General features: G+C 60.6%; 16 protein-coding genes. 9 read left to right on the forward strand and 7 right to left on the reverse strand.

Translation table 11 applies throughout. From position 1 onward, the window contains the following. Positions 1-18: 18 nt before the first annotated feature. Positions 19-2439, reverse strand: a complete 2421-nt coding sequence (locus tag DX909_RS18945; RefSeq protein WP_128546784.1) for an ABC transporter permease — start codon at positions 2437-2439, stop codon at positions 19-21. A gap of 111 nt (positions 2440-2550) precedes the next feature. Between DX909_RS18945 and DX909_RS18950 the strand changes: the two genes are divergently transcribed. Next, complete coding sequence (locus tag DX909_RS18950) at positions 2551-2949, forward strand: OsmC family protein (RefSeq protein ID WP_128546785.1); 399 nt, start codon at positions 2551-2553, stop codon at positions 2947-2949. Between the two features lie 3 nt (positions 2950-2952). On the opposite strand, the gene DX909_RS18955 is transcribed toward DX909_RS18950, so the two are convergent. Both DX909_RS18955 and DX909_RS18960 read right to left on the reverse strand, forming a co-directional pair. Next, positions 2953-3924 carry an NAD(P)H-quinone oxidoreductase gene (locus tag DX909_RS18955; protein ID WP_128546786.1) on the reverse strand — a complete coding sequence of 324 codons (972 nt, stop codon included), beginning with the start codon at positions 3922-3924 and terminating at the stop codon, positions 2953-2955. A 20-nt stretch (positions 3925-3944) separates the two neighbouring features. Next, positions 3945-5582 (reverse strand): Na+/H+ antiporter, encoded by a 1638-nt coding sequence (locus tag DX909_RS18960; protein ID WP_128546787.1) that lies wholly within the window; start codon positions 5580-5582, stop codon positions 3945-3947. 114 nt (positions 5583-5696) lie between these two features. Here DX909_RS18960 and DX909_RS18965 point away from each other — a divergent pair, with 114 nt between their 5' ends. Beyond that, on the forward strand, positions 5697-6554 hold the full coding sequence (locus DX909_RS18965) for a serine hydrolase (protein WP_229311108.1): 858 nt from the start codon (positions 5697-5699) through the stop codon (positions 6552-6554). Positions 6555-6564: 10 nt separating this feature from the next. Here the strand turns inward: DX909_RS18965 and DX909_RS18970 are convergent, their stop codons facing one another. Beyond that, entirely contained in the window at positions 6565-6801 is a 237-nt protein-coding gene (locus DX909_RS18970; protein ID WP_128546789.1) for a hypothetical protein, read from the reverse strand. A gap of 314 nt (positions 6802-7115) precedes the next feature. Between DX909_RS18970 and DX909_RS18975 the strand changes: the two genes are divergently transcribed. The 4 genes from DX909_RS18975 to DX909_RS18990 all read left to right on the forward strand — a co-directional run bounded on the left by DX909_RS18975 (position 7116) and on the right by DX909_RS18990 (position 12857). Further along, a complete protein-coding gene (locus DX909_RS18975) occupies positions 7116-10370 on the forward strand; it encodes an amidohydrolase family protein (protein ID WP_128546790.1) in 3255 nt (1084 codons plus the stop codon). 104 nt (positions 10371-10474) lie between these two features. Beyond that, complete coding sequence (locus DX909_RS18980; RefSeq protein ID WP_128546791.1) at positions 10475-10984, forward strand: hypothetical protein; 510 nt, start codon at positions 10475-10477, stop codon at positions 10982-10984. Positions 10985-11020: 36 nt separating this feature from the next. After that, a complete protein-coding gene (locus DX909_RS18985; RefSeq protein ID WP_128546792.1) occupies positions 11021-11524 on the forward strand; it encodes a hypothetical protein in 504 nt (167 codons plus the stop codon). 157 nt (positions 11525-11681) lie between these two features. After that, positions 11682-12857 (forward strand): hypothetical protein, encoded by a 1176-nt coding sequence (locus DX909_RS18990; protein WP_128546793.1) that lies wholly within the window; start codon positions 11682-11684, stop codon positions 12855-12857. A gap of 2 nt (positions 12858-12859) precedes the next feature. Here the strand turns inward: DX909_RS18990 and DX909_RS18995 are convergent, their stop codons facing one another. After that, positions 12860-15247, reverse strand: a complete 2388-nt coding sequence (locus DX909_RS18995; RefSeq protein WP_128546794.1) for a T9SS type B sorting domain-containing protein — start codon at positions 15245-15247, stop codon at positions 12860-12862. Positions 15248-15392: 145 nt separating this feature from the next. Next, complete coding sequence (locus tag DX909_RS19000) at positions 15393-16244, reverse strand: polysaccharide deacetylase family protein (RefSeq protein WP_128546795.1); 852 nt, start codon at positions 16242-16244, stop codon at positions 15393-15395. Positions 16245-16404: 160 nt separating this feature from the next. Between DX909_RS19000 and DX909_RS19005 the strand changes: the two genes are divergently transcribed. Next, complete coding sequence (locus tag DX909_RS19005; protein ID WP_164851341.1) at positions 16405-17127, forward strand: DUF4412 domain-containing protein; 723 nt, start codon at positions 16405-16407, stop codon at positions 17125-17127. Positions 17128-17173: 46 nt separating this feature from the next. Here DX909_RS19005 and DX909_RS19010 read toward each other — a convergent pair whose 3' ends face one another. Beyond that, complete coding sequence (locus tag DX909_RS19010; RefSeq protein ID WP_128546797.1) at positions 17174-18583, reverse strand: sialate O-acetylesterase; 1410 nt, start codon at positions 18581-18583, stop codon at positions 17174-17176. A gap of 81 nt (positions 18584-18664) precedes the next feature. Between DX909_RS19010 and DX909_RS19015 the strand changes: the two genes are divergently transcribed. Together DX909_RS19015 and DX909_RS29605 are read left to right on the forward strand one after the other, a co-directional pair. Continuing rightward, entirely contained in the window at positions 18665-19834 is a 1170-nt protein-coding gene (locus DX909_RS19015; protein WP_128546798.1) for an alpha/beta hydrolase family protein, read from the forward strand. Positions 19835-20075: 241 nt separating this feature from the next. Then, positions 20076-20228, forward strand: coding sequence for a class I lanthipeptide (locus DX909_RS29605; RefSeq protein ID WP_164851342.1), 153 nt, complete (start codon positions 20076-20078; stop codon positions 20226-20228). Positions 20229-20316 lie beyond the last annotated feature (88 nt).

A 20316-nucleotide genomic window follows, 5' to 3' on the forward strand; every position in this document is an offset into this window, starting at 1 on the left:
AATCGTTCCGGGCCGGTTTTACTCGCTGCGTAAAATCCGGGTGGGGTTGGCCAGGGCGGCTCGCAGGCTCAGGTAGCTGATGGTGAGCAGGGCGATACCGGCCAGGGCGGCCATCGGAAGCAGCCAGTGGGCCGGAGTCAGACCGATGCGAAAGGCGTAGCTCTGCAACCACTGGTCGACCAGATACCAGGACAGCGGGACGGCCAGCAAACCCGCCAGCAGCACCAGCCGGAGGGTGTCCCAGGCCAGCAGCCGCAGAATGGAGGGCACCGAAGCGCCCAGCGCCTTCCGGACGCCGATCTCCCGCGCCCGCCGGGCCGTGCTGTAGGACGTCAGCCCGAACAGGCCCATGCAGGCAATGAAAATCGCCAGCGAGGAGAACAGCAGGAACGTCCGCCCGAACTGGCGGTCCTGTCGGTATTGCCGGTCGAAAAAATCGTCCAGGAAAAAGTAATCCATCGACGATTCGGGGAAGAAGCGGTTCCAGACGGCCTGCACTTTCCGCACCACTCCTTCCATGTCCGGGCTGCTGATTTTGAGGGAATAGTAGTCGATGGGGATCCAGCGGTAGTCCGGGTCCATGAACAGGATGGTCGGCGAAAAGCGCTTCTGGAGCGACTGCTGGTGATAATCCCGGACCACACCGATGACCTCGTTGGGCCGATCGTGGGTCACTTCCAGCAGCACCTTCTGCCCGATGGCCTGCTCGCTGGAAGCAAAGCCGAACTGTTTCACCGCCGACTCGTTCAGCACGAGGCCGTACTGGTCCGCCGGACGGCCCCGGTCGAACCCCCGCCCGGCCACCAGCTTCAGGTCGTAGGTGCGGATGAAGTCGTAGTCGACCGACAGCATTTCGTACAGCCGGTCGTCTTCGGGCCGGTCGTGGAGTTTGCGGTTTGCCAGGTTCTGGCCCACTTCTTTGCCCGGTATGGCCCCCGAGCCGGTCACCTCCGTCACTTCCGGGAAGGTTTTCAGCTCGTTGCGGAAGCTCTCGGTTTTCTGCTCGTAATTTTCGGTTTTGACCGGCACCTTCACCACCAGAATCTGGTCGATCACCACGCCGGGGTCCTGCGAGGTCATGTAGGACAACTGCCGGTAAGCCACGAACGTGCCCACGATCAGCACCATCGAGGCCGTGAACTGCACCACCACCAGCCCTTTCCGCAGCACCACCCCGCCCGGCGAGAACAGGTATTTTCCTTTCAGGGCCAGGGCCGGCCGGACCCGCGACAGGATGAAAGCCGGGTACAGCCCGCAGACGATGACCCCGATCCCGAAAATCAGGATAAACTCCCCGACGGCACGTGGCTCCGTCCAGCCGGCGAAAGCCGCCTGAAGGCCGAGGAAGTCGGGCAGGAACGTCAGAGCCAGCCCGACCAGCCCGAGGGCCGGAACCAGCGCCAGCAAGTTGAACAGGACGGATTCGAACAGCAGCTGGCCGATCAGCACCCGCTGGTGCGACCCGACGGCCTTGCGGATGCCGATCTCCCGCGCGCGGTCCATCGCCCGGGCCGTGGAGAGGTTGATCGCGTTGACCCAGCTGATGATCAGGATGACGAAAGCCATTGCCGACAGGAACTGAACCGCCCGCCGGTTGCCCTTCACCTCGATCTCGTTCTGCCGCGCCGGGTTCAGGTGAATGTCATGCAGCGGCACCAGATCGACCGCCCAGACGTGATCCCGCATCGTTTCGGCGGTTTTGTATTTCTCGGCCATCGCCGGAAACTTAGCCTCCACCTGCTCGGCCGTCGCCTGCGGGCGGAGCCGGACGAAGGTGTAGCTTTCGTGCTGGTACCAGAAATCCCAGGTCCGCCGGGGCGAGGTCGTCCAGGACATCAGCATATCGAACTGCATGGTGGAGTTGGCCGGCAGGGCCGCAAACACCCCGGTGACGCGGCAATGGTACGAATCCGAGCGGGTGGCGACGTCCAGATACTTGTTGAGCGGGTCCGTGTGGCCGAAATACCGCCGGGCCGCGGCCTCCGAAATCACTACGGTATTGGGTTCTTTCAGGAACGTTCGTTTATCGCCTTTCAGGATCGGGTAGCCGAAGAAGGTGAAGAAATTGGAATCGGCGAAACAGACGTGCGTTTCCCGGAAGCGCGTCTGTTCATACCGGACGACCCGCGTCGCGTTGCGCCAGGCGATACGGGTATAGTCCTCCACTTCCGGAAAGGCCGCCTTCATGGCCGGCGCATAGCCGTTGGTGCTGGTAGGCCAGTGGTCGGTTTCCTGACCGTTCCTGAAAAAAAGGCTCTCTACCCGGAAAATCCGCTCCCCGTCCGGGTGAATCCGGTCGTAACTTTCCTCAAACCGCACGTAGGCCGTAATCAGGAGAAATGCCGACAGCCCAAGGGCCAGGCCGGAAATGATAATGCCGGAAAATAACCGGTTGCGGGTCAGATTCCGGAGAAAGACGAGAAAATAATGTCGAAGCATCGGGGTCAGGATCTGGCAGGAAGGAGATTGCTAAAAGTAAAAGTTTTCCGGTAAACCAGGGGCCGAAATGCCGGCCGGTTTTGGTTAATTTTACCAAAAAGCGAAACGACCATGACCATCTCCGCTACCGTGAACAACCGCCGGAACGTTCACGACGTCACCGTCCGGACCAACGACGATCCTAAAACCGTGTCGATTCCGCCGAAAGCGGGCGGTTTTGGCTCCTCCCTCAACGGCGGTGAGCTGCTGATGCTGGCGCTGGCTACCTGTTACTGCAATGACCTCTACCGGGAAGCCCCAAAGCTGGGCATTACCCTGACGGAGGTGGAAGTGGAATGCACCGGCCGGTTCGGCGGGGTGGGCGAACCCGGCAGCGGGTTTCAGTACCGGGCGCGGGTAGTGGCCGACGCTCCACCGGAAAAGATCGCCGAACTGCTCCGCCATACCGACCGGGTCGCCGAAATCCAGAACACCCTTCGTCAGGGCCTTCCGATCACGCTCGTCATCTGATGGTCAATTATTAATGCGCAGCAGGATTTTGCCGATGTGCCGGCTGCTTTCCATGAGCCGATGGGCGTCGGCGGCCTCGTCGAGCGAAAAAATCCCGTGGACCACCGGCTTTAATTTTCCCTTTTCGATCAGGGGCCAGACCCGCTGCTCCACTTCGGCCGCCAGGGCCGCCTTGAAGCCGGCCGAACGCGGTTTCAGCGTACTGCCCGAGATGACGATGCGTTTGTTCATGACCTCCAGCGCGTTGATCTCCGTTTTGGCCCCCTGCATGGCGTTGATAAACGTCAGGCGGCCTTCGGGGTTCAGAATCCGGAGGTTTTTGGGCGTGTAGGGTCCGCCCACCATGTCCAGAATCACGTCGATGCCGACGGGTTTCAGAACTTCCTCAAAGTCTTCCGTGCGGTAATTGATGCAGCGAACCGCTCCGATTTCTTCACAAAAGGCGCATTTTTCGGCGCTGCCGGCCGTCGCGTAGGCGTTTGCGCCCATCGCCCCGGCAAGCTGAATGGCCGTGATGCCGATGCCGCTGCTGCCGCCGTGCACCAGAAAATTCTCCCCGGCCTTCAGCCCCGGCTGCTGAAACACGTTGTACCAGACCGTAAAGACCGCTTCGGGCAGGGAGGCCGCATCCTCCACCGAAAGCCCGGCCGGAACCGGCAGGCAGTGCCGCGCGTCGACGGCCGCGTATTCGGCGTAGCCGCCCCCGGCAAGGAGGGCGCAGACGGCATCACCCCGCTGCCACCTCTGCACCTCCAGCCCGACGGCTTCCACCGTTCCGGCCACCTCCAGGCCCGGAATCTGGCCGGCGGGGTCGGTGCCTCCGTAACGGCCCTGCCGCTGGAGCACGTCGCTGCGGTTCAGGCCGGCGGCCGCCACCCGGATCAGCACCTGACCCGGCTGCGGTTCCGGGGCGGGAACCTCCCGGAGTTGAAGAACATCGGCCTCCCCGGCCCGGGTAATGACAATGGCTTTCATCGTTTGACGGTCAATGCGGTTTATTTGGTTTCGGGAAGAGTTAGCGGAACGCTGTCGAGCTGGGTCTGAAGGCCGAGGCTGCGGATGTCGAGTTCCTCGGTGACCCGCCGGATGGTTTCATCACTGAAAGCCCCTTCCTTATGCCACTGGGCTACCTTGTTTCGCTGGTGGTGGAGAATGTCCAGTTCCGCTTCGAGGTATTGCCGGAACAAGCCGTGCGAACTGTGATCCACCCGCTCCGGCCCCGGTCCGGGAGGCCGCGTCAGCCCCCGCAGGAAGTAAACCTGCTGCTCGAAATTTTCCTTGAGTTCGTCCAGCACCTGCGGTTGCAGCCGGAGCGAAAGTTCCCCTTCGATGAAGGCAATCGAGTCGGTGGACATCGAAAGCCGGAGTTTTTTCTCTTCGTCGGCGGTCTTTTCCGGCGGCTCCTGCACGTTCAGGATGCGGACGAAAAAGGGCAGTGTCAGCCCCTGAAGCACCAGCGTCACGAAAATGACCATGAAGGTAAAAAAGAGAATGACGTTTCGGAGGGGGAACGGTTGGCCGTTCTGAAGGGTAAGCGGCAGCGCCAGGGCGGTGGCCAGCGAAACCACCCCCCGCATCCCGGCCCAGGAAATGATGAACAGTTCCTTCGGGTCCACCTGCCCGGGTTTTCCCTTCATCCGGTTGAACAGGGCCGAAATATAGGCCAGCGGGAAAATCCAGATGATCCGGGCCGCAATGGCGACCGCACTGATCAGCAGACCGTAGCCCACCAGGACCGGCAGCGAAAACCGGGTGAGACCCTTCAGCACGATAGGCAGCTGAGAACCGATCAGGATGAAGACGAAGCCGTTGAGCAGGAAGACGAAGATGTTCCAGAATCCGTTGATCTGAATGCGGGTCCGGAAGGAATACAGTTCGAACGTGCGCCAGGAAATGTACAGGCCGGTCGCCACGACCGCCAGCACCCCCGACATGTGGAAATGTTCGGCCAGCAGGTAGGAAACGAACGGCACCAGCAGCGTCAGCGTCGTTTCGATGGTCGGATTATCGATCAGATAAATGTGAATCCGGCTGAAAATATACCCGATGGCGATGCCGACGGCTACTCCGCCCACCGCCACGACCAGAAACTGGACACCGGCCTGCCAAACGACAAAGCTGCCGCTGGTGACGGCCCCGACGGCATACCGGTAGGCGGTCAGCGCGGAGGCATCGTTGACCAGACTCTCCCCTTCCAGAATGGCGATCAGGCGCTTGGGCAAACCGAGGCCTTTGGTGGCGCTGGTCGCGGCCACGGCATCGGGCGGACTGATGATGGCCCCCAGCACGAAGGCCAGCGGCCAGGTGAAGCCCGGAATGAACTCATGGGCCACCACCGCGACGGCCACCGTGGAAAAGAACACCAGCCAGATGGCCAGGGTGGAGATCGGCCGCCTGAACTCTCTGAAATCATGCCAGGAGATGTTGCCGGCGGCTTCGTAGAGCAGGGCGGGAAGGAAGATCAGAAAAACCACATCAGGCTCCAGGTGAATGTCGGGGATACTCGGAATGAAGCCGATGATCAGGCCGCCGATGACCAGCAGAATCGGGTAGGGAATTCGATATTTCTGGGCTACGGAGGCCAGTCCGGCCAGCAGCGCCATCAGTAACAGAACGATTTCAAGGTTGGTCATTCACGACGATCTTTGGTTTCTTCCGGTTCCAGGCTTAATTTCATAAAAAGTCCCCGAACCGTTTCTATGCATAACCACCGAACCCGCCTAACCCTCCTTGCAATCTTATCCTCCGTGTTCGCGGCCCTGATTCCGGTTTCCCGGCCCGGACCGACGGAACGGCTCCGCGAAGCAGTGATCCGGGAGCTGGAAAACGTGCCGGGGACCTTCGCCGTCGCCTTTCGGGATCTCCGGACCGGTGAGGAACTGCTCCTGCGGGATCGGGAGGTCTTTCACGCGGCCAGCATGATGAAACTGCCCGTCATGATCGAGGTGTATCGGCAGGCCGCCGAAAAACGGCTCTCCCTTTCCGACTCCCTCCTGATCGATAATGCGTTCGAGAGCATCGTCGACGGCAGTCCGTTCCGGCTTGGGCCGGAGTCCGACAGCGACACGGCCATTTACGGCCGGATCGGCGGTAAACGAACCCTCTCTTCGCTGGTGTACGACATGATCATTCTAAGCAGCAACCTGGCGACCAACCTCGTCATCGAGCGCGTGGGCGCCCGGAACGTGACGGCCACCGCCCGTCGGCTGGGGGCGCGGGATCTCCAGGTCCTGCGCGGGGTGGAAGACGGCAAAGCGTTTGCAAAGGGGCTCAACAATACCGTCACCGCCTTCGACCTGATGCAGTTGCTGACCGTCATCGCGGAGGGCCGGGCCGTGGGGCCGGAAGCCTCCCGGGCCATGATCGACATCCTGCTCGACCAGCGGTTCAACACCATCCTTCCGGCCAACCTGCCGAAAGACGTTCGGGTGGCCCACAAAACCGGCTGGATCACGGGCGTTCTCCACGACGGCGGCATCGTTTTCCTGCCCGACGGCCGCCGGTACGTGCTGGTTCTCCTGTCCAAAAACGTGAAGGACGAACCGGCCGCCCGGCAAACGCTGGCGAAGGTTTCCGAACTGGTCTACCGGCACATGGTCCGGTAACCCGCCCGGCTTACCAGGCATAGTGCGGTCTGACCGGATTCCGGGCCGAACGGTGCAGGGCCCGGTAGCGGTCCAGACCCCGTTCCGGGCGCCCGGAACGATTCGGGGCGGCCGCCGGACGACGCATCAGGGGGCGGTCCGGCGGGTGGTTCGGTCCGGCGGCCTCTTCCCGCAGCCGGTCGATCCGGCCGGAAAGCAGTTCAATCTGATTCTGAAGTTCGTTGATGCGGTTTTCTATCGTATTCATGATAAGTTCAAGTTAGTATATCGGCTCCTGCTCTCTAAAATCCAAAAACGCTTATCCCACAAAAAGGCCGAGCAGGAAAGTCGGTTATTTGAATAAATATACAACCTATTGATTTAAAAGGTTTTAATAAAACGCCCTTAATCCGAATTTTCTTCTTTCCTCCCAACGAATTTCTTCCTATAGTACAATACTTCTAAAATAGCTTAAACTAATCCCTTCCAAAATCCCATCGGGGGAAGGAAATGAATCCGCATGTCAGGAAAAACCGGGAATTTCGGCGGCTTTCGCTATCTTTAAGGTCTGTTTCCTCCTCTATGAACCGTAACCTGACCCTGGCCCTCGCCTTGTCGGCCGCGCTGACCGCTGCGGCCCAGAAACCCGCCGGCCCCTGGGACGTCTCCACCCCCAGAGGCCCGTTCAGGGAAGTATCTTTCCGAACGAATGAAGGCACCTGGATGAACCTGGACATCAGCCCCGATGGCCGCGAAATCGTCTTCGATCTGCTCGGCGACCTGTACACCATACCCATTGCGGGCGGAGAAGCGCGGCTGCTGTCGGGCGGCCCGGCCCTGGAAGTGCAGCCGCGCTACAGCCCCGACGGCAAACGCATCTCGTTCACCAGCGACCGGGGCGGGGGCGACAACATCTGGACCATGAACCGCGACGGTTCGGGCCTTCGCCAGATCACCAACGAGGATTTCCGGCTGCTGAACAACGCCGTCTGGACGCCCGACGGGCAGTATCTGGTCGCGCGGAAGCACTTCACCAGCCGCCGGTCGCTGGGCGCGGGGGAACTGTGGCTCTATCACGCGGGCGGCCCCTCGGCGGGTTTGCAGCTGACCAAACGCAAAAACGACCAGCAGGATGCCGGGGAGCCCTGCGTTTCACCCGACGGCCGGTACGTTTACTTCAGCGAGGACGTCAGTCCCGGCCCGATTTTTCAGTACAACAAAGACCCGAACGGGCAGATTTACGCCATCCGGCGCGTCGACCGCCAGACCGGCGAAATAAAGAACATCGTGACCGGCCCCGGCGGAGCCACCCGCCCGCAGATTTCGCCGGACGGAAACCGGCTGGCCTTCGTGCGCCGGGTGCGGACGCAGTCGGTGCTGTATATTCACGACCTGAAAACCGGCGAGGAATATCCGGTATTCGACCAGCTCAACAAGGACCAGCAGGAAGCCTGGGCGATCATGGGCCTGTATCCGAATTACAACTGGACGCCCGACGGCCGCGAGATCGTCATCTGGGCCAAGGGCAAGTTCTTCCGGGTCGGCGTGCAGTCTGCCAAAGCCGTCGAGATCCCGTTCACCGTGGACGCCAAACTGGTGGTGCAGGATGCGGTGCGGTTCCGGCAGCAGGTCTTTTCGCCCACGTTCGAATCCCGAATGATCCGGCAGGCCCGCACCTCGCCCGACGAAAAAACCGTCGTGTTCCACGCGGCCGGATACCTCTACCTGAAAACCCTCCCGAACGGCAAACCTGAGCGGCTGACGAAGGAAACCGGCGTATTCGAATACGAACCGGCCTTCAGCCCCGACGGCAAAACGCTGCTCTACACCACCTGGAACGACTCCCTGACGGGCAGCATCCGGAAGATCCATCTCCCGACCCGCCGGGTGGAGACGCTGACGAAGGAGAAAGGCTTCTACCACGGCCCGGTGTTTTCGCCCGACGGCTCCCAGATCGTGTACCGCAAGGGAACGGGCAACGGGTTCATGGGCTTTGCCTACGGCGTCGAACCCGGCCTGTATGTGATGCCGGCCAACGGGGGCACGCCCCGGTTCATTCGGGAAGACGGCGAGGAGCCGATGTTCAGCGCCAAAGGCGACCGGATTTATTTCATGGAAGACGGCGCGACGAAGTCGTTCAGGAGCGTGACGCTGAACAATACCGACGAGCAGACCCACTTCACCTCCCAATACGCCACCCGCTTCGTGCCCAGTCCCGACAACCGCTGGATCGCGTTTCAGGAGCTTTTTCAGCTGTATATCGCCCCTTTCCCGGCCGCCGGCAAAGCCGCCGACCTCTCGGGTTCCACGAAGGCGTTCCCGGTTTACAAAGTCACCCGCGACGCCGGGGATTATCTCCACTGGTCGGCCGACAGCCGGAACCTGCACTGGATGATCGGGCCGGAATATTTCACCCGGGCGGTGAAGAACAGCTTTTCGTTCGTCGAGGGCGCCCCGGAAAAACTGCCCGCCGTCGATACGACGGGGATCCCGATGGGTCTGAGCCTGACCACCGACGTTCCGAAGGGCGTAGTGGCCTTCCGGGGAGGCACCCTTGTGACGATGAAAGGCGACGAGGTGATCGAAAACGGGACGCTCGTGGTGCAGGACAACCGGATTCTGGCGGTCGGTCCGGCGGATCGGGTCAGTATCCCGGCCGGGGCCAGGATCATCGACGTTACGGGCAAAACGCTCATGCCCGGCCTGATCGACTCCCACGCCCACATCGGTACCGGCGACGGCAAGTCGCCCCAGCAGCAGTGGTCGTATTTCGCCAATCTGGCCTACGGCGTCACGACGGTTCACGACCCCTCGTCCAATACCGAGATGGTGTTCAGCCAGGCCGAGATGGTGCGGTCGGGCCGAATGGTGGGGCCGCGTATCTACTCCACCGGTACCATCCTGTACGGGGCCGACGGCGATTTCAGGACCGTCATCAACAGCCTCGACGACGCCCGCTCCCACCTGCGCCGGATGAAGGCCGTGGGCGCTTTTTCCGTCAAGAGTTACAACCAGCCCCGCCGGAACCAGCGCCAGCAGATCATCCAGGCGGCCCGCGAGCTGGGCATGATGGTGGTGCCGGAGGGCGGCTCGTTCTTCAATCACAATATGACGATGATTATGGACGGCCACACGACCATCGAACACAACCTGCCCGTCTGCCCGGTGTATCGGGATGTGGTGTCGCTCTGGAGTCAGAGTAAAACCGCCTACACGCCGACCCTGATCGTCAGTTTCGGCAGTGTGTCGGGCGAATATTACTGGTATCAGAAAACCAACGTCTGGGAGCAGGAGCGGCTGCTGCGGTTTACGCCCCGCGCCCTGATCGACAGCCGGTCGCGCCGTCGGCAGATGCTGCCGGACGACGATTTCGGCCACATCGGTAATTCGCAGACGGCCAGGCAGCTGGCCGATGCCGGAGTGAGCGTGCAGCTGGGGGCGCATGGGCAGTTACAGGGTCTGGGGGCCCACTGGGAACTCTGGATGCTGGGCCAGGGCGGGATTTCCAACCATCAGGCGCTGAAGCAGGCCACGATTCTACCGGCCAGGAACCTTGGACTGGATCAGGAGATCGGCTCGCTGGAAACCGGAAAGCTGGCCGACCTGCTCGTGCTGGACAAAAACCCGCTTCAGGACCTGCGCAACAGCGAAACCGTCCGCTACGTCATGGTCAACGGCCGCCTGTACGATGCCGAAACCATGACCGAAACCGGAAACTATAACCGGCCGCGGGGAAAATTTTTCTGGGAGAACCACCGTTACAACGACAGCTTCCAGTGGCACGCCGAAACGCAGAGCTTCGGTCATATCCACTGTATTTGCCAGGGACTGCACTGATCGGTTCTTGAATTGCCGGACCATTTTGATAACTTGGCGGCCGGTTCCGTCTCCGGCGACGGACGGCGCCACCCATCCAATCACCTTCTTCGTTTCACTCAATCATGAAAAAATCCCTTTTATTTCTGTTGCTTGGCGTATCCTTCCTCTGGAGCTGCAAAAAAGACGATGATGGCACCCAGCCCGCGGCCCAGACCAAAACCCAGCTGGTAGCCAGAACCTGGGAGGTGCAGTCCGGACAAGCCACCGTCGGAGCCCTGCCGACCCTGAACATCTACACCAAAGGAGCCGCCCAGAACCCAGCCGACCTGAGCAAATTCCGGCTGGCCTTCAACAGCAACGGGCAGGTAACGCAGACCAACATCGACGGCAGCAACCAGACCGGCACCTGGAAACTGGGCGAAAACGACACTAAAATCACCATTTCCGGCAGCCAGATTACGGACACCTGGACCATCGACAACCTGACGGACAAGAATCTTGACATCAGCCGGACCGTCCAGGAAAACTCGACCAACCCGGCCGACCAGAACTGGATTCAGCTCGCGAAAACCTACGGTGTTCCGACCACAGGCGGTATCAAACTGGCCGTGAAGCTGACTCCGGTTCCGTAAAATCCTGAAATCGAACCACCCGAACGCTTCGACGCCATGAAAAAAGCCGTATGGATGCTGTGGACCGGAAGTGTGCTTTTCTTCGGCTGTCGAAGCGGAAGGGACGACGAGGCTCAGCCTAAATCCCGGGCCGAACTGATCACCCGGGTGTGGGAGATCCGGACGAGCGAAATGGCCCTCGGCACGGTCGATGCCACGGTGTATACCAAAGGCGGCACCCAGAATGCGCTGGATATGACGCGGTTCCGGCTCGATTTCAAACCCGACGGCAAAGTCATCCAGACCGGCCTCGACGGAACGGCGAAAACCTATTCCTGGCAACTGCTGGAAAACGATACGAAATGGGTGATTTCGGACGCGACATCGGAAGACCGCTGGGACATCGACTCCCTGACCGAAAACCGCTTCCATTACCACCGCCGGATTTCGGGTTCCTCCAAAGACCCCGGCGACCTCGAATGGCTACGACTCCTTCAGAATTACGGCCTCCCGACGGCCCAGGGCGTCAAACTCACGGTAAAAATGATTCCGGCCCCGTAACCTGCGGGGCCTTTTCTTTTTCACTCCATCCGGAGAATTGATTCTTTCAGTCAGGTAATCCGGCGATTGAATCCGATTCCTTCTGCGCCTTTGCGAACGGCGGTCCATCTTTGTAAAACCGATGTACCGACACTTCGTCCTTTTCGCTTTGCGTTTCATGAATCGAATCCCTTTCGGCCGTTTTCCCCGCCTGGCGGTGGCCATTCTCCTGACGACCCTCCTCACCGCCCATACCGGCCCGGGAGATGACCCCGCCTGCACCGAACAGGCCCGACAGTTTCCCCGGGAATGGCAGTATAAACCCGAATGGCTGACCGACCCGGCCAAAAGCATCCCGAAACAGAGTCTTCAGCCGGTGTTTGAACGGCAGGATAAAATCATCCGGCTGTTCCGGCAGGCTTACCCCTCCCCCAGAGGTCTGGAAGCGCGGGCCTACCGCGGGGCCGGCTATGACCCCGACCAATACTACGCCCTCGAACCCGCCGGCGGCCCGCTTCGGTATTCGACCACGACCTATTTCAAGCATTACTGGTGTTTTCGGGGGAAGATCGAGCTTTCGGGTGAAACCGGCACCTGGCTGGAGTGCTACGTCAATCACCTGAAGCAGTTTATGGAACCCGTCGGGCTGGACCTGACCAACGGGCAGGAAGCCTTTTACATGCCTTACAAGGTCGGTGAACTGAAAGGCTACCCGGTGTACAGCATTCGTCAGAACGAAAAAGGCAACAAACGGGAGTCGATCGTGATTACTGCCGACGGACGGCTGCCGGTGCGGCCCATCAGCCGGGAGGAACTGGTCCGGGCGATGCAGAAGGTGGCGGAAAACCATCAGAAGGAGTTCGAGGAAACGAACCGCCAGCTGGAAGCGGCCCTGAAGGAGTCCAATGCCTACGCCGACAAGATCGCCTTCAAGTCCGAAGCCGAACGGGAGAAATACAAGCGCGACAACCAGCGCAGCATGGAAGACGGGTATAAGAAACGCCTGAAGACCGCTCAGGAATACCGCGACGGCGCCAAACGGCTGGAGGGCTTCCTTCAGGCCATGACGCCCCAGCAGCGGGCCGCCCAGGCCATCCTGACCGACCCGACCGAACTGCTGCTCAACTACCGCGGCAAGGGGACCTTCGAGGAACAGGAAAAAACCGGCCGGCCCCTGGTGACGCACGACTTCAGCTTTGCCGACCGCCGGCTGCCCCGGCACGCCGTTCAGTCGATCCAGCTCTACCTGCGCTATGAGGAAGCGGCCGACATGGTTGCCAAGCGGGAACTGATGCGCCAATTCAGGGAAACGATCGACCTCGACGGCTTCCGGGCGATGCTGGAACGGAAATAGCCTTAGCGCAGGAGCATCAGCGAACCCCGCAGCAGGGGTTTACCGGGAGCGTACCGGATCGTCCAGGCATACCCGCCGACCGTCAGGGCCTGCCCCTTCATCGTGCCGTCGAAAGGATGGGCGTAGCGGTCTTTGGAGTGGTACACCACCTCGCCCCAGCGGTTGAACACCGTCACCTCCACCTCCGGAAAAGCCTCGACGCCCTTCAGTTCCCAGAGGTCATTTTGGCCGTCGCCGTTCGGGCTGAAGGCGGCCGGAACCCAGATGCGTTCATACACCGTCACGACTACCGAAGCTTCCGCCAGGCAGCCCGTTGCGTTGCGGACCTGGAGCGTATAGGTCATATCGTCCTCAATCCCGACGACGTTCGCGTTGGCCTCGGTCGGGTTAGAGATGTACAGGGGCGGACTCCATTCGAAGGTGACCGGATTGCCCGTCAGCACCGGGCTGATGGTGATCGAACTGCCGGAGGAGGTGATGATATTTTCGGAAAAACCGATGGTCGGGATGGGGGCGACTACCGCCGTCCGGCGGGCCACCGCTCCGGGACATTCGGGAGAAAAATTAACCGTGTACGTCAATTCGTGTTCACCGATCCCGGCGGCTTTCGGGTTGAACTGGTTGCCCGTGACGCCCGGCCCGCTAAAGGTACCACCGGCCGGGCTGCCGCTCAGCGTCATGGCCGGCGCGTCGGTGCCGCAGACGCCCGGCAGGGGAACGAGCGAAACCTGGATGCCGGGAATCGCTTCCAGCACCAGCGGACCCGAGGTGCCCGTGCAGCCGTTCTCGGCCGTGGCCGTCACGACGTAGCTACCGGGAGCCTGCGTATTATAGACCGGTTCGGGTGATGACCCGAGCGTCTGGCCGTCGCGCTGCCAGCTGTAACTCACCCCGCCGGAGGCCTGAAGGGTGACCGTGGCACCGGGACAGATATTGGTCTTTTCGGCCCGCAATACCGCCCGCACCGCCGGGGCGCGGTCCACCGGGATGGTTTCGGCCCGGTAGGTGCAGCCCACCTTTGCCTGCTTCAGGACCACCTGATACTGACCGGGTTGCGTGATGACCAGTTCATTGCCGGTTTGCCCGCTCACCGGCTGGTTGTTTCGAAACCATTCATACGTTCGGTCCGTGCCGGCCGGGACACCCAGCCGGACGGTGCCGTCGGTGGCGCATAGCTGTCCGCTCACGGAGACCGGAGCGCTCAGATCCAGAAAGTTCACCCGGACGCTCTGCGAACCGCTGGCCTTGCCGCATTCGGTTTTCAGGGAAACTACCACCGAATAATCGCCGGGTTCGTCGACGGCCAGGGTGGTGCCGGTGGCGTTGTCGAGGTTGATGCCGTCGCGTCGCCACTGGTAGTTCCAGTTTGCGTTGGCGGTGGTTTGAAGCGTCAGCCGGTTGCCTTTGCACACGGTAAATTCCCTGCCGGCGGGCTGGCTGACGGCCCAGACGTCGGGCGTCGGGGCCTGCACGGGCGGGCAATCGATGACCAGCAGCTGAAATTCCCGGCGCACCTCCCCGATCTTCTGCCCGTTGCGAAACTCCTCCACCCTGACGGCAAAGACGAACAGCCCCAGCTGCGTAGCCGTCACCGAAAGCCGGCCCGACTGCGGATCGACCGACAGGGCCGGACTGCCCGGAATGGCCCGACCGGCGCTGAATCCCGACGCCCACCGGACCTCCGGATACGGCCCGGCCGAGACCGCCTGATTGCCCGGGCCGTTGCCGTTTCCGTTCCCATTGCCGGAGTTTAACTGATCGAGGGGCGTTACCATCGAATACCGCAGTTCGTCGCCGTCGGGGTCCTTTCCGCCGAAGGGAAAGGTGAACGGTTCGCCCACGCAGATGTATTCCCCGTTGATGTTGCCGAAATGAGGAGACGAGTTATTGAACAGCTGACCGTTTCGCTGAAGGGGCGGAAATTCCAGGTAGAAGGTAAATCCCGTCCGGGCCGGGTTCTCGATGTTGTTGATTCCGTTGTTGCGGAACTGGGTCTGGTAGGAAATGTAATAGCCCTGTGAATCGGTGTATTCGGCCGGGTCGAGCTGAACGTCGGCTTCGAAAACGGCCACCACCACCCGCTGGTTGCGGGCCGTGGCGCAGGCTTCGTTCGTGAATACCACCCGCGACCGGGTGCCGGTTTCCTCGACGTAGAATACCAGCATCCGCTGGTTGTCGCGCTTGCGGAAGATCCCCAGCCCACCGCCCCGCTGGTTGGCCCCCCGGGCGTTGTCTTCCAGATAGTTGGTTACGATGATCCGGAAATGTCCCGGCACGTCGCCGACGGCCCGCATCTCCAGCTGACCGCCCACCTGGTGCGTAGCAAGGCAGGGAAGAGAAATGCCCAGCAGCAAAAGCCGCAGTACGGCTCGGAAAACGGGCGATGACATGGTCAGTTCGGTAAAGGTTTTACGATAGAAAAGGTCCGTTTAAATGATTGGAAAATTCCTGTTGCATGACGGAGAAGTTAAAAATAATGGAAAATCGGTAACGACAAGAAACCGGGATGAACAAATTAGTTAATGAAGCTTTCCACTACTTTTTCAGGTCCCGGTAACCGATCAGCCGGATTCCCCTGGACTGGATCAGCGCTTTGATTTCGGGATTCGTCCAGGTATCGGTGACGCCCTGGCGGTCCATGGCCACCTGCTCGTAGCCGATGTGATGGATGGCCCGCAGTTCGGGGGTGTCGAGGCCGGGATGGTCGACGAAGAGATACGTTTTACCCGGTTCGAGGCTTTCGAGCATTTTCCGGAAGCTCTGGAGTTTTTCGGCCGGGGTGGCATGCGGCCCGACATAGCCGACTCCCACCACGCCCAGCCCGGCCGGGTCGATGTCGAGGTTATATTCCTTCGTCAGTCGTTTGACCAGTTCCTTCACCTCCGTTCCCATATTGGTACAGCCCATATGCCCGGAGATGTGCGAAATGCGGGGTATCTTCTTGAGGGCGAGTTCAATCTGGGCGCGAAATTCCTTCTCGATGTCCGCCAGCTTCCAGTCGTTTTCCACGATGGACCGTTTGGGGTAATTTTTGTTCGGGTACACCATCGGGTAGAAATAGCCGTCGGGGTCGCGAAGGCTGGGACAGTCCGAAACCGGTCGCCACTTGACGTTGTCCCACTCGCTGGTGAGGGCCAGGTGTATGCCGACGTCCACGTTGGGAATTGTTTCGAGCATCTTGACGGCTTCGGGAAACCAGGGGGAGGGCACGATCACCTCGATGGACGTCTGGACGCCTTCCCGGAAGCATTTGACGAGGGCTTCGTTGCCGGAGTGGGCGTACCCCATATCGTCTCCGCGGACGATCAGCCGGGGCGGGTTGTTCTGGGCAAACAGGGTCGGGCAACCCGCTCCGAGGAGAGCCAGGGCAAGGAATAATTTCTTCATCAGGGTTTGGAACAGCAGGTCGATGCTAAATGTACGACCGGGTCGTTACATCTCAAAGAACGGCCGGTTACAGGACCGGTTTCGGCCGGGTCGTTCCGGATAAATATGCCGGAAAATCCTTAATATCGCCGGTTCCCCATTAATGATAAGCAAGAACCCCATGATCCAGCGACTTTTTGTCCTTTTCTCTGCCCTCTGCCTGCCCGCTCTCGCCTTGGCGCAGCAGGGAACCGTCGAATACCAGGTGACCCTGCCCGGAAACAGCCGGCCCTCGACCAGCCTCGTGTATTTTTCCAACGGCAATGTCCGCACCGACATGACGGTGTCCATCCCGGGAGCCGGAGCGCCTATGAAACAGTCGATGCTGATGCGGGCCGAAAACCCGAATACGATCTATATGCTGAACCCTGCCAACCGGACTTATTCCGAAACCACCTCCAGTCCGGGAACGGCCCCGACCGCCGGGAAAGCGACCGTGAAGGTGATCGGGAAGGAAAAAATCCGCAACCTGAATACGACCCACGCCAGGGTGACTTTCCAGCAGGGGAGCATGGACATCTGGACCACCCGCGACATTCCGGGTTACGACAAGCTGCTGTCCTACTGGCGGGCCAACAAAAGTTTCGGAGGGGATATCCTGTACAGTGAACTGAAAAAAGCCGGTGCCGACGGTTTTTTCGTCCGGATGAAAAACGGCAACGACCGGGGCGGCATGACGATGGAGCTGGTCCGGTACGACAGCAAACCGGTACCGGCCTCCCTCTTCGAACTCCCGAAAGACTATAAAAAAGGCCCTTCTTACGAAGCCTCCGGCATCCGGGGCCTCAGCCCGGCCCAGCGAAAGAAGATGATGGACGCGATTCAGAAACAGAAGGGGAATTAAAACACCACCCCCCGCCCCCTCCTCAGCAAGGAGGGGGTTGGGGGTATCACGGATTCCGGTCCGTTTTCAGGCCCAGTTCCCAGTCGTCGGTGCGGAAGGGGATCACGGGCAGGCCCTCCCTGCTGAACAGGTTCGGTTCGGGGGCATCGCGGAAGGCAAAGCGGACGGCCGCCGGGTTGCGGACCTGATCCGACCAAACTTCCAGCGTATTGCCTTTGATACGGCCCTGAGCCTTCACGAACACCTTATCGCCACCGGCAATTTCCAGTTCGCCGACCTCAGTCCCCCCCTTTACCAGCAGCCCACCGGGGACGTGGTCGAAGGTGATCCGGATTTTATTTCCGTCGACCTCCATCGAGCGGTATTGAGGGCTTTTGTACGGACCCGCATTCCGGCCGTAGGTTTCGGCCAGCGCCCAGTTCGCCAGCCGGTTGCCGACCTCCTTCTTGTAGGCCGGGTGAATGTCTTTCAGGTTATCGACCAGGTCGGTCGTAACGATCATGCCGGATTTGGGAATGTCCATCGCCCGGGTCTGGCTCTCCCGAACCGCAGCCGTCTGGTACTGCCCTCCGTAGGTGAAGGGCGCAATCTGAACGTAGTAGAACGGCAATTCCTTCCCCCACAGCCCCCGCCAGGTATCGACCAGCAGGTGCGTCATTTTGTAATAGGCCGCCGGGTCGTGGCGGTTCGATTCGCCCTGGTACCAGATGACCCCGGCCAGCGGGAACGTCGTCAGCGGAGCCACCATCCCGTTGTACAGGACACCCGGTTTGTTCGGCGCCCAGGGCGCTTTCGGCATCGTCTGCGCCGACCGCCGGGTTTCGGGGTAGAGCCGGACGAGTTCTTCCGGAATCCAGCTGTCCATGAACGACCCGCCCCAGCTCATGTCGATCAGGCCGATCGGAACGTTCAGGGTGTTCTGTAGTTTCTTTCCGAAAAAATATCCGACCGCGCTGAAGTGCTTCAGGGTGACGGAATCGCAGACCATCCAGTTGCCCTTCACGTCGATCTGCGGGGCGTCGGCGGCCCGGCGCGGAACTTTGAAAAACCGGATATTGGGGTTGTAGGCCGTCGGCAGTTCGGCCCGGGCGTCCTTCACTCCCCCGCCCGCCGTCATCTCCATGTTCGACTGGCCGGAGCAAAGCCACACCTCACCGATCAGCAGATTGGTCAGTTCGACCCGGTTGCGGCCCTGGATAGTGATCGTGTAGGGACCACCGGCTTTCGGGGTGCGGAGCTTCACGCTCCAGGTGGCCAGGTCGCTGCCGGTGGCGGTGAGGGGCTGGTTGTCCCAGCCGGCGGTCACGGTGATCTTTTCGGTCGGGTCGGCCCAGCCCCAGATCGTCACTTCCGTCTCCTGCTGAAGCACCATATTGGAATTGAGTATGGCCGGCAGCGAAACGTTCGCCCGGGCCACGGACGACAGCAGGAGCAGCGCCAAAAGTATTTTTTTCATAAAGCGGTAGAAGATGTCCGGGTTTCCTTTTAAAGAATTGACAAAAATAAGCAGATTTGAGTATCCTAAACCCCGTCCGTCATGCGATCTTCTCTCCTTCTTCTCGGCTTATGCGCGTTTTCCGTCTATCCCCTTCTTGCCCAGCCGAATCCGGATCGCCCCGACCTGCGCCAGGGCGCCTATTTTTCGGAAGCCGACGGCGCGAAAACCCTGGCCGAATACGGTAAACTTCATCAGGACCGCGCGGGTTGGGAAAAACGGGCCGCCCTGATCCGCCAGGGCATCCGCGACGGCCTGCGGCTGCCCGAAAAACCGGCCTTCGCGCCCCTGAAACCCATCCGGCACAGCCTGCGTACCCTCGACGGATACACGGTAGAGAACGTAGCCTTCGAGAGCGTTCCCGGCTTTTACGTCACCGGAAACCTCTATCGGCCCGTGAGCCTGAAGGGAAAAACGGCGGCCGTTCTCTGCCCGCACGGTCACACCGCCAAACAGGATGCCCGCTTCGTGGAGCAGACCCAGCAGCGCTGTGCCACGATGGCCCGCCTGGGAGCGGTGGTGTTCGTCTACGACATGCTCGGCTACGGCGACTCCAGACAGTGCGATCACAAGATTGCGGAGGCCCCGCGCCTTCAGACCCTCAACAGCATCCGGGCGCTCGATTTCCTCACCAGCCTGCCCGAAGTGGACCGGGAGCGGGTGGCGGTTTCGGGCGAATCGGGGGGCGGCACCCAGACGTTCCTGCTGACGGCCCTCGACCCGCGGGTGAAGGTGTCGGTGCCGGTAGTGATGGTGTCGGCTCACTTCTTCGGCGGGTGCGTCTGCGAGAGCGGAATGCCCATTCATAAACGCCCCACCCACGAAACCGACAACGTAGAGATTGCCGCCCTGGCGGCTCCCCGGCCCATGCTGATGGTGTCGGACGGAAAAGACTGGACCAAAAACACGCCCAATGTGGAGTTTCCCTACGTGCAGCGGATTTACGGCTATTACAACGCGAAGGACCGGGTCGAAAACCTTCATCTGGCCGCAGAAGGGCATGATTACGGCCCCTCCAAACGGGCGGCTGCCTACCGCTTCCTGGCGAAACACCTGAAGCTGGACCTGAACCGCATCCTGAAGGACGGCCAGATCGACGAAAGCACCAACACCCTGCTCACCCCCGCCGACCTGGCGGTATTCAATGACGCCTATCCCCGACCGGCCAATGCCGTGATGGGCGACGAGGCCGTGATGAGCCTTCTAAAATAGATTATTGAAATACAGGCTTTTAGCTTACTCCAAATGAGGGAACGGCGGTTTTTTCGCCGTTCCCTCATTCGTCTTTTACCCCCTCCCTTTCGCGCTTTCCGCCGGGTCTTTCGTCGCAGGGGCTAATCCGCTTTCGCCCAGGTTCCGGCGCCGGCGCATCTTTACATCGTGATCACGACGGGGATGCCGAAAACCGGACCAGAGTAGGCGCTAAAAACAACACACCAAACACTTTTCAATCATGAAAAAGCAAATTGCCAAACTGTCACTGAAAACCGATCAGATCGTTTCTCTCTCCAAAGCGCAGGCTCAAAACGTGCTGGGCGGTATGCGCCCGGTGAAGATTTCGGACACCAACTGTTCGACGCACCAGGGTTGCCCGGTTAAGTTTTAATCCGCCGGGCCAGGCCCTTTCCTTGCAGAAAGGCGCTCTTTCCCTTCTCCGATGCCAAAGGCCCGGGCAGCCGCTCCCGCAGGGGCTG

The sequence above is a fragment of the Larkinella soli genome (genome assembly GCF_003703975.1).
Taxonomy (GTDB): Bacteria; Bacteroidota; Bacteroidia; order Cytophagales; family Spirosomataceae; genus Larkinella; species Larkinella soli.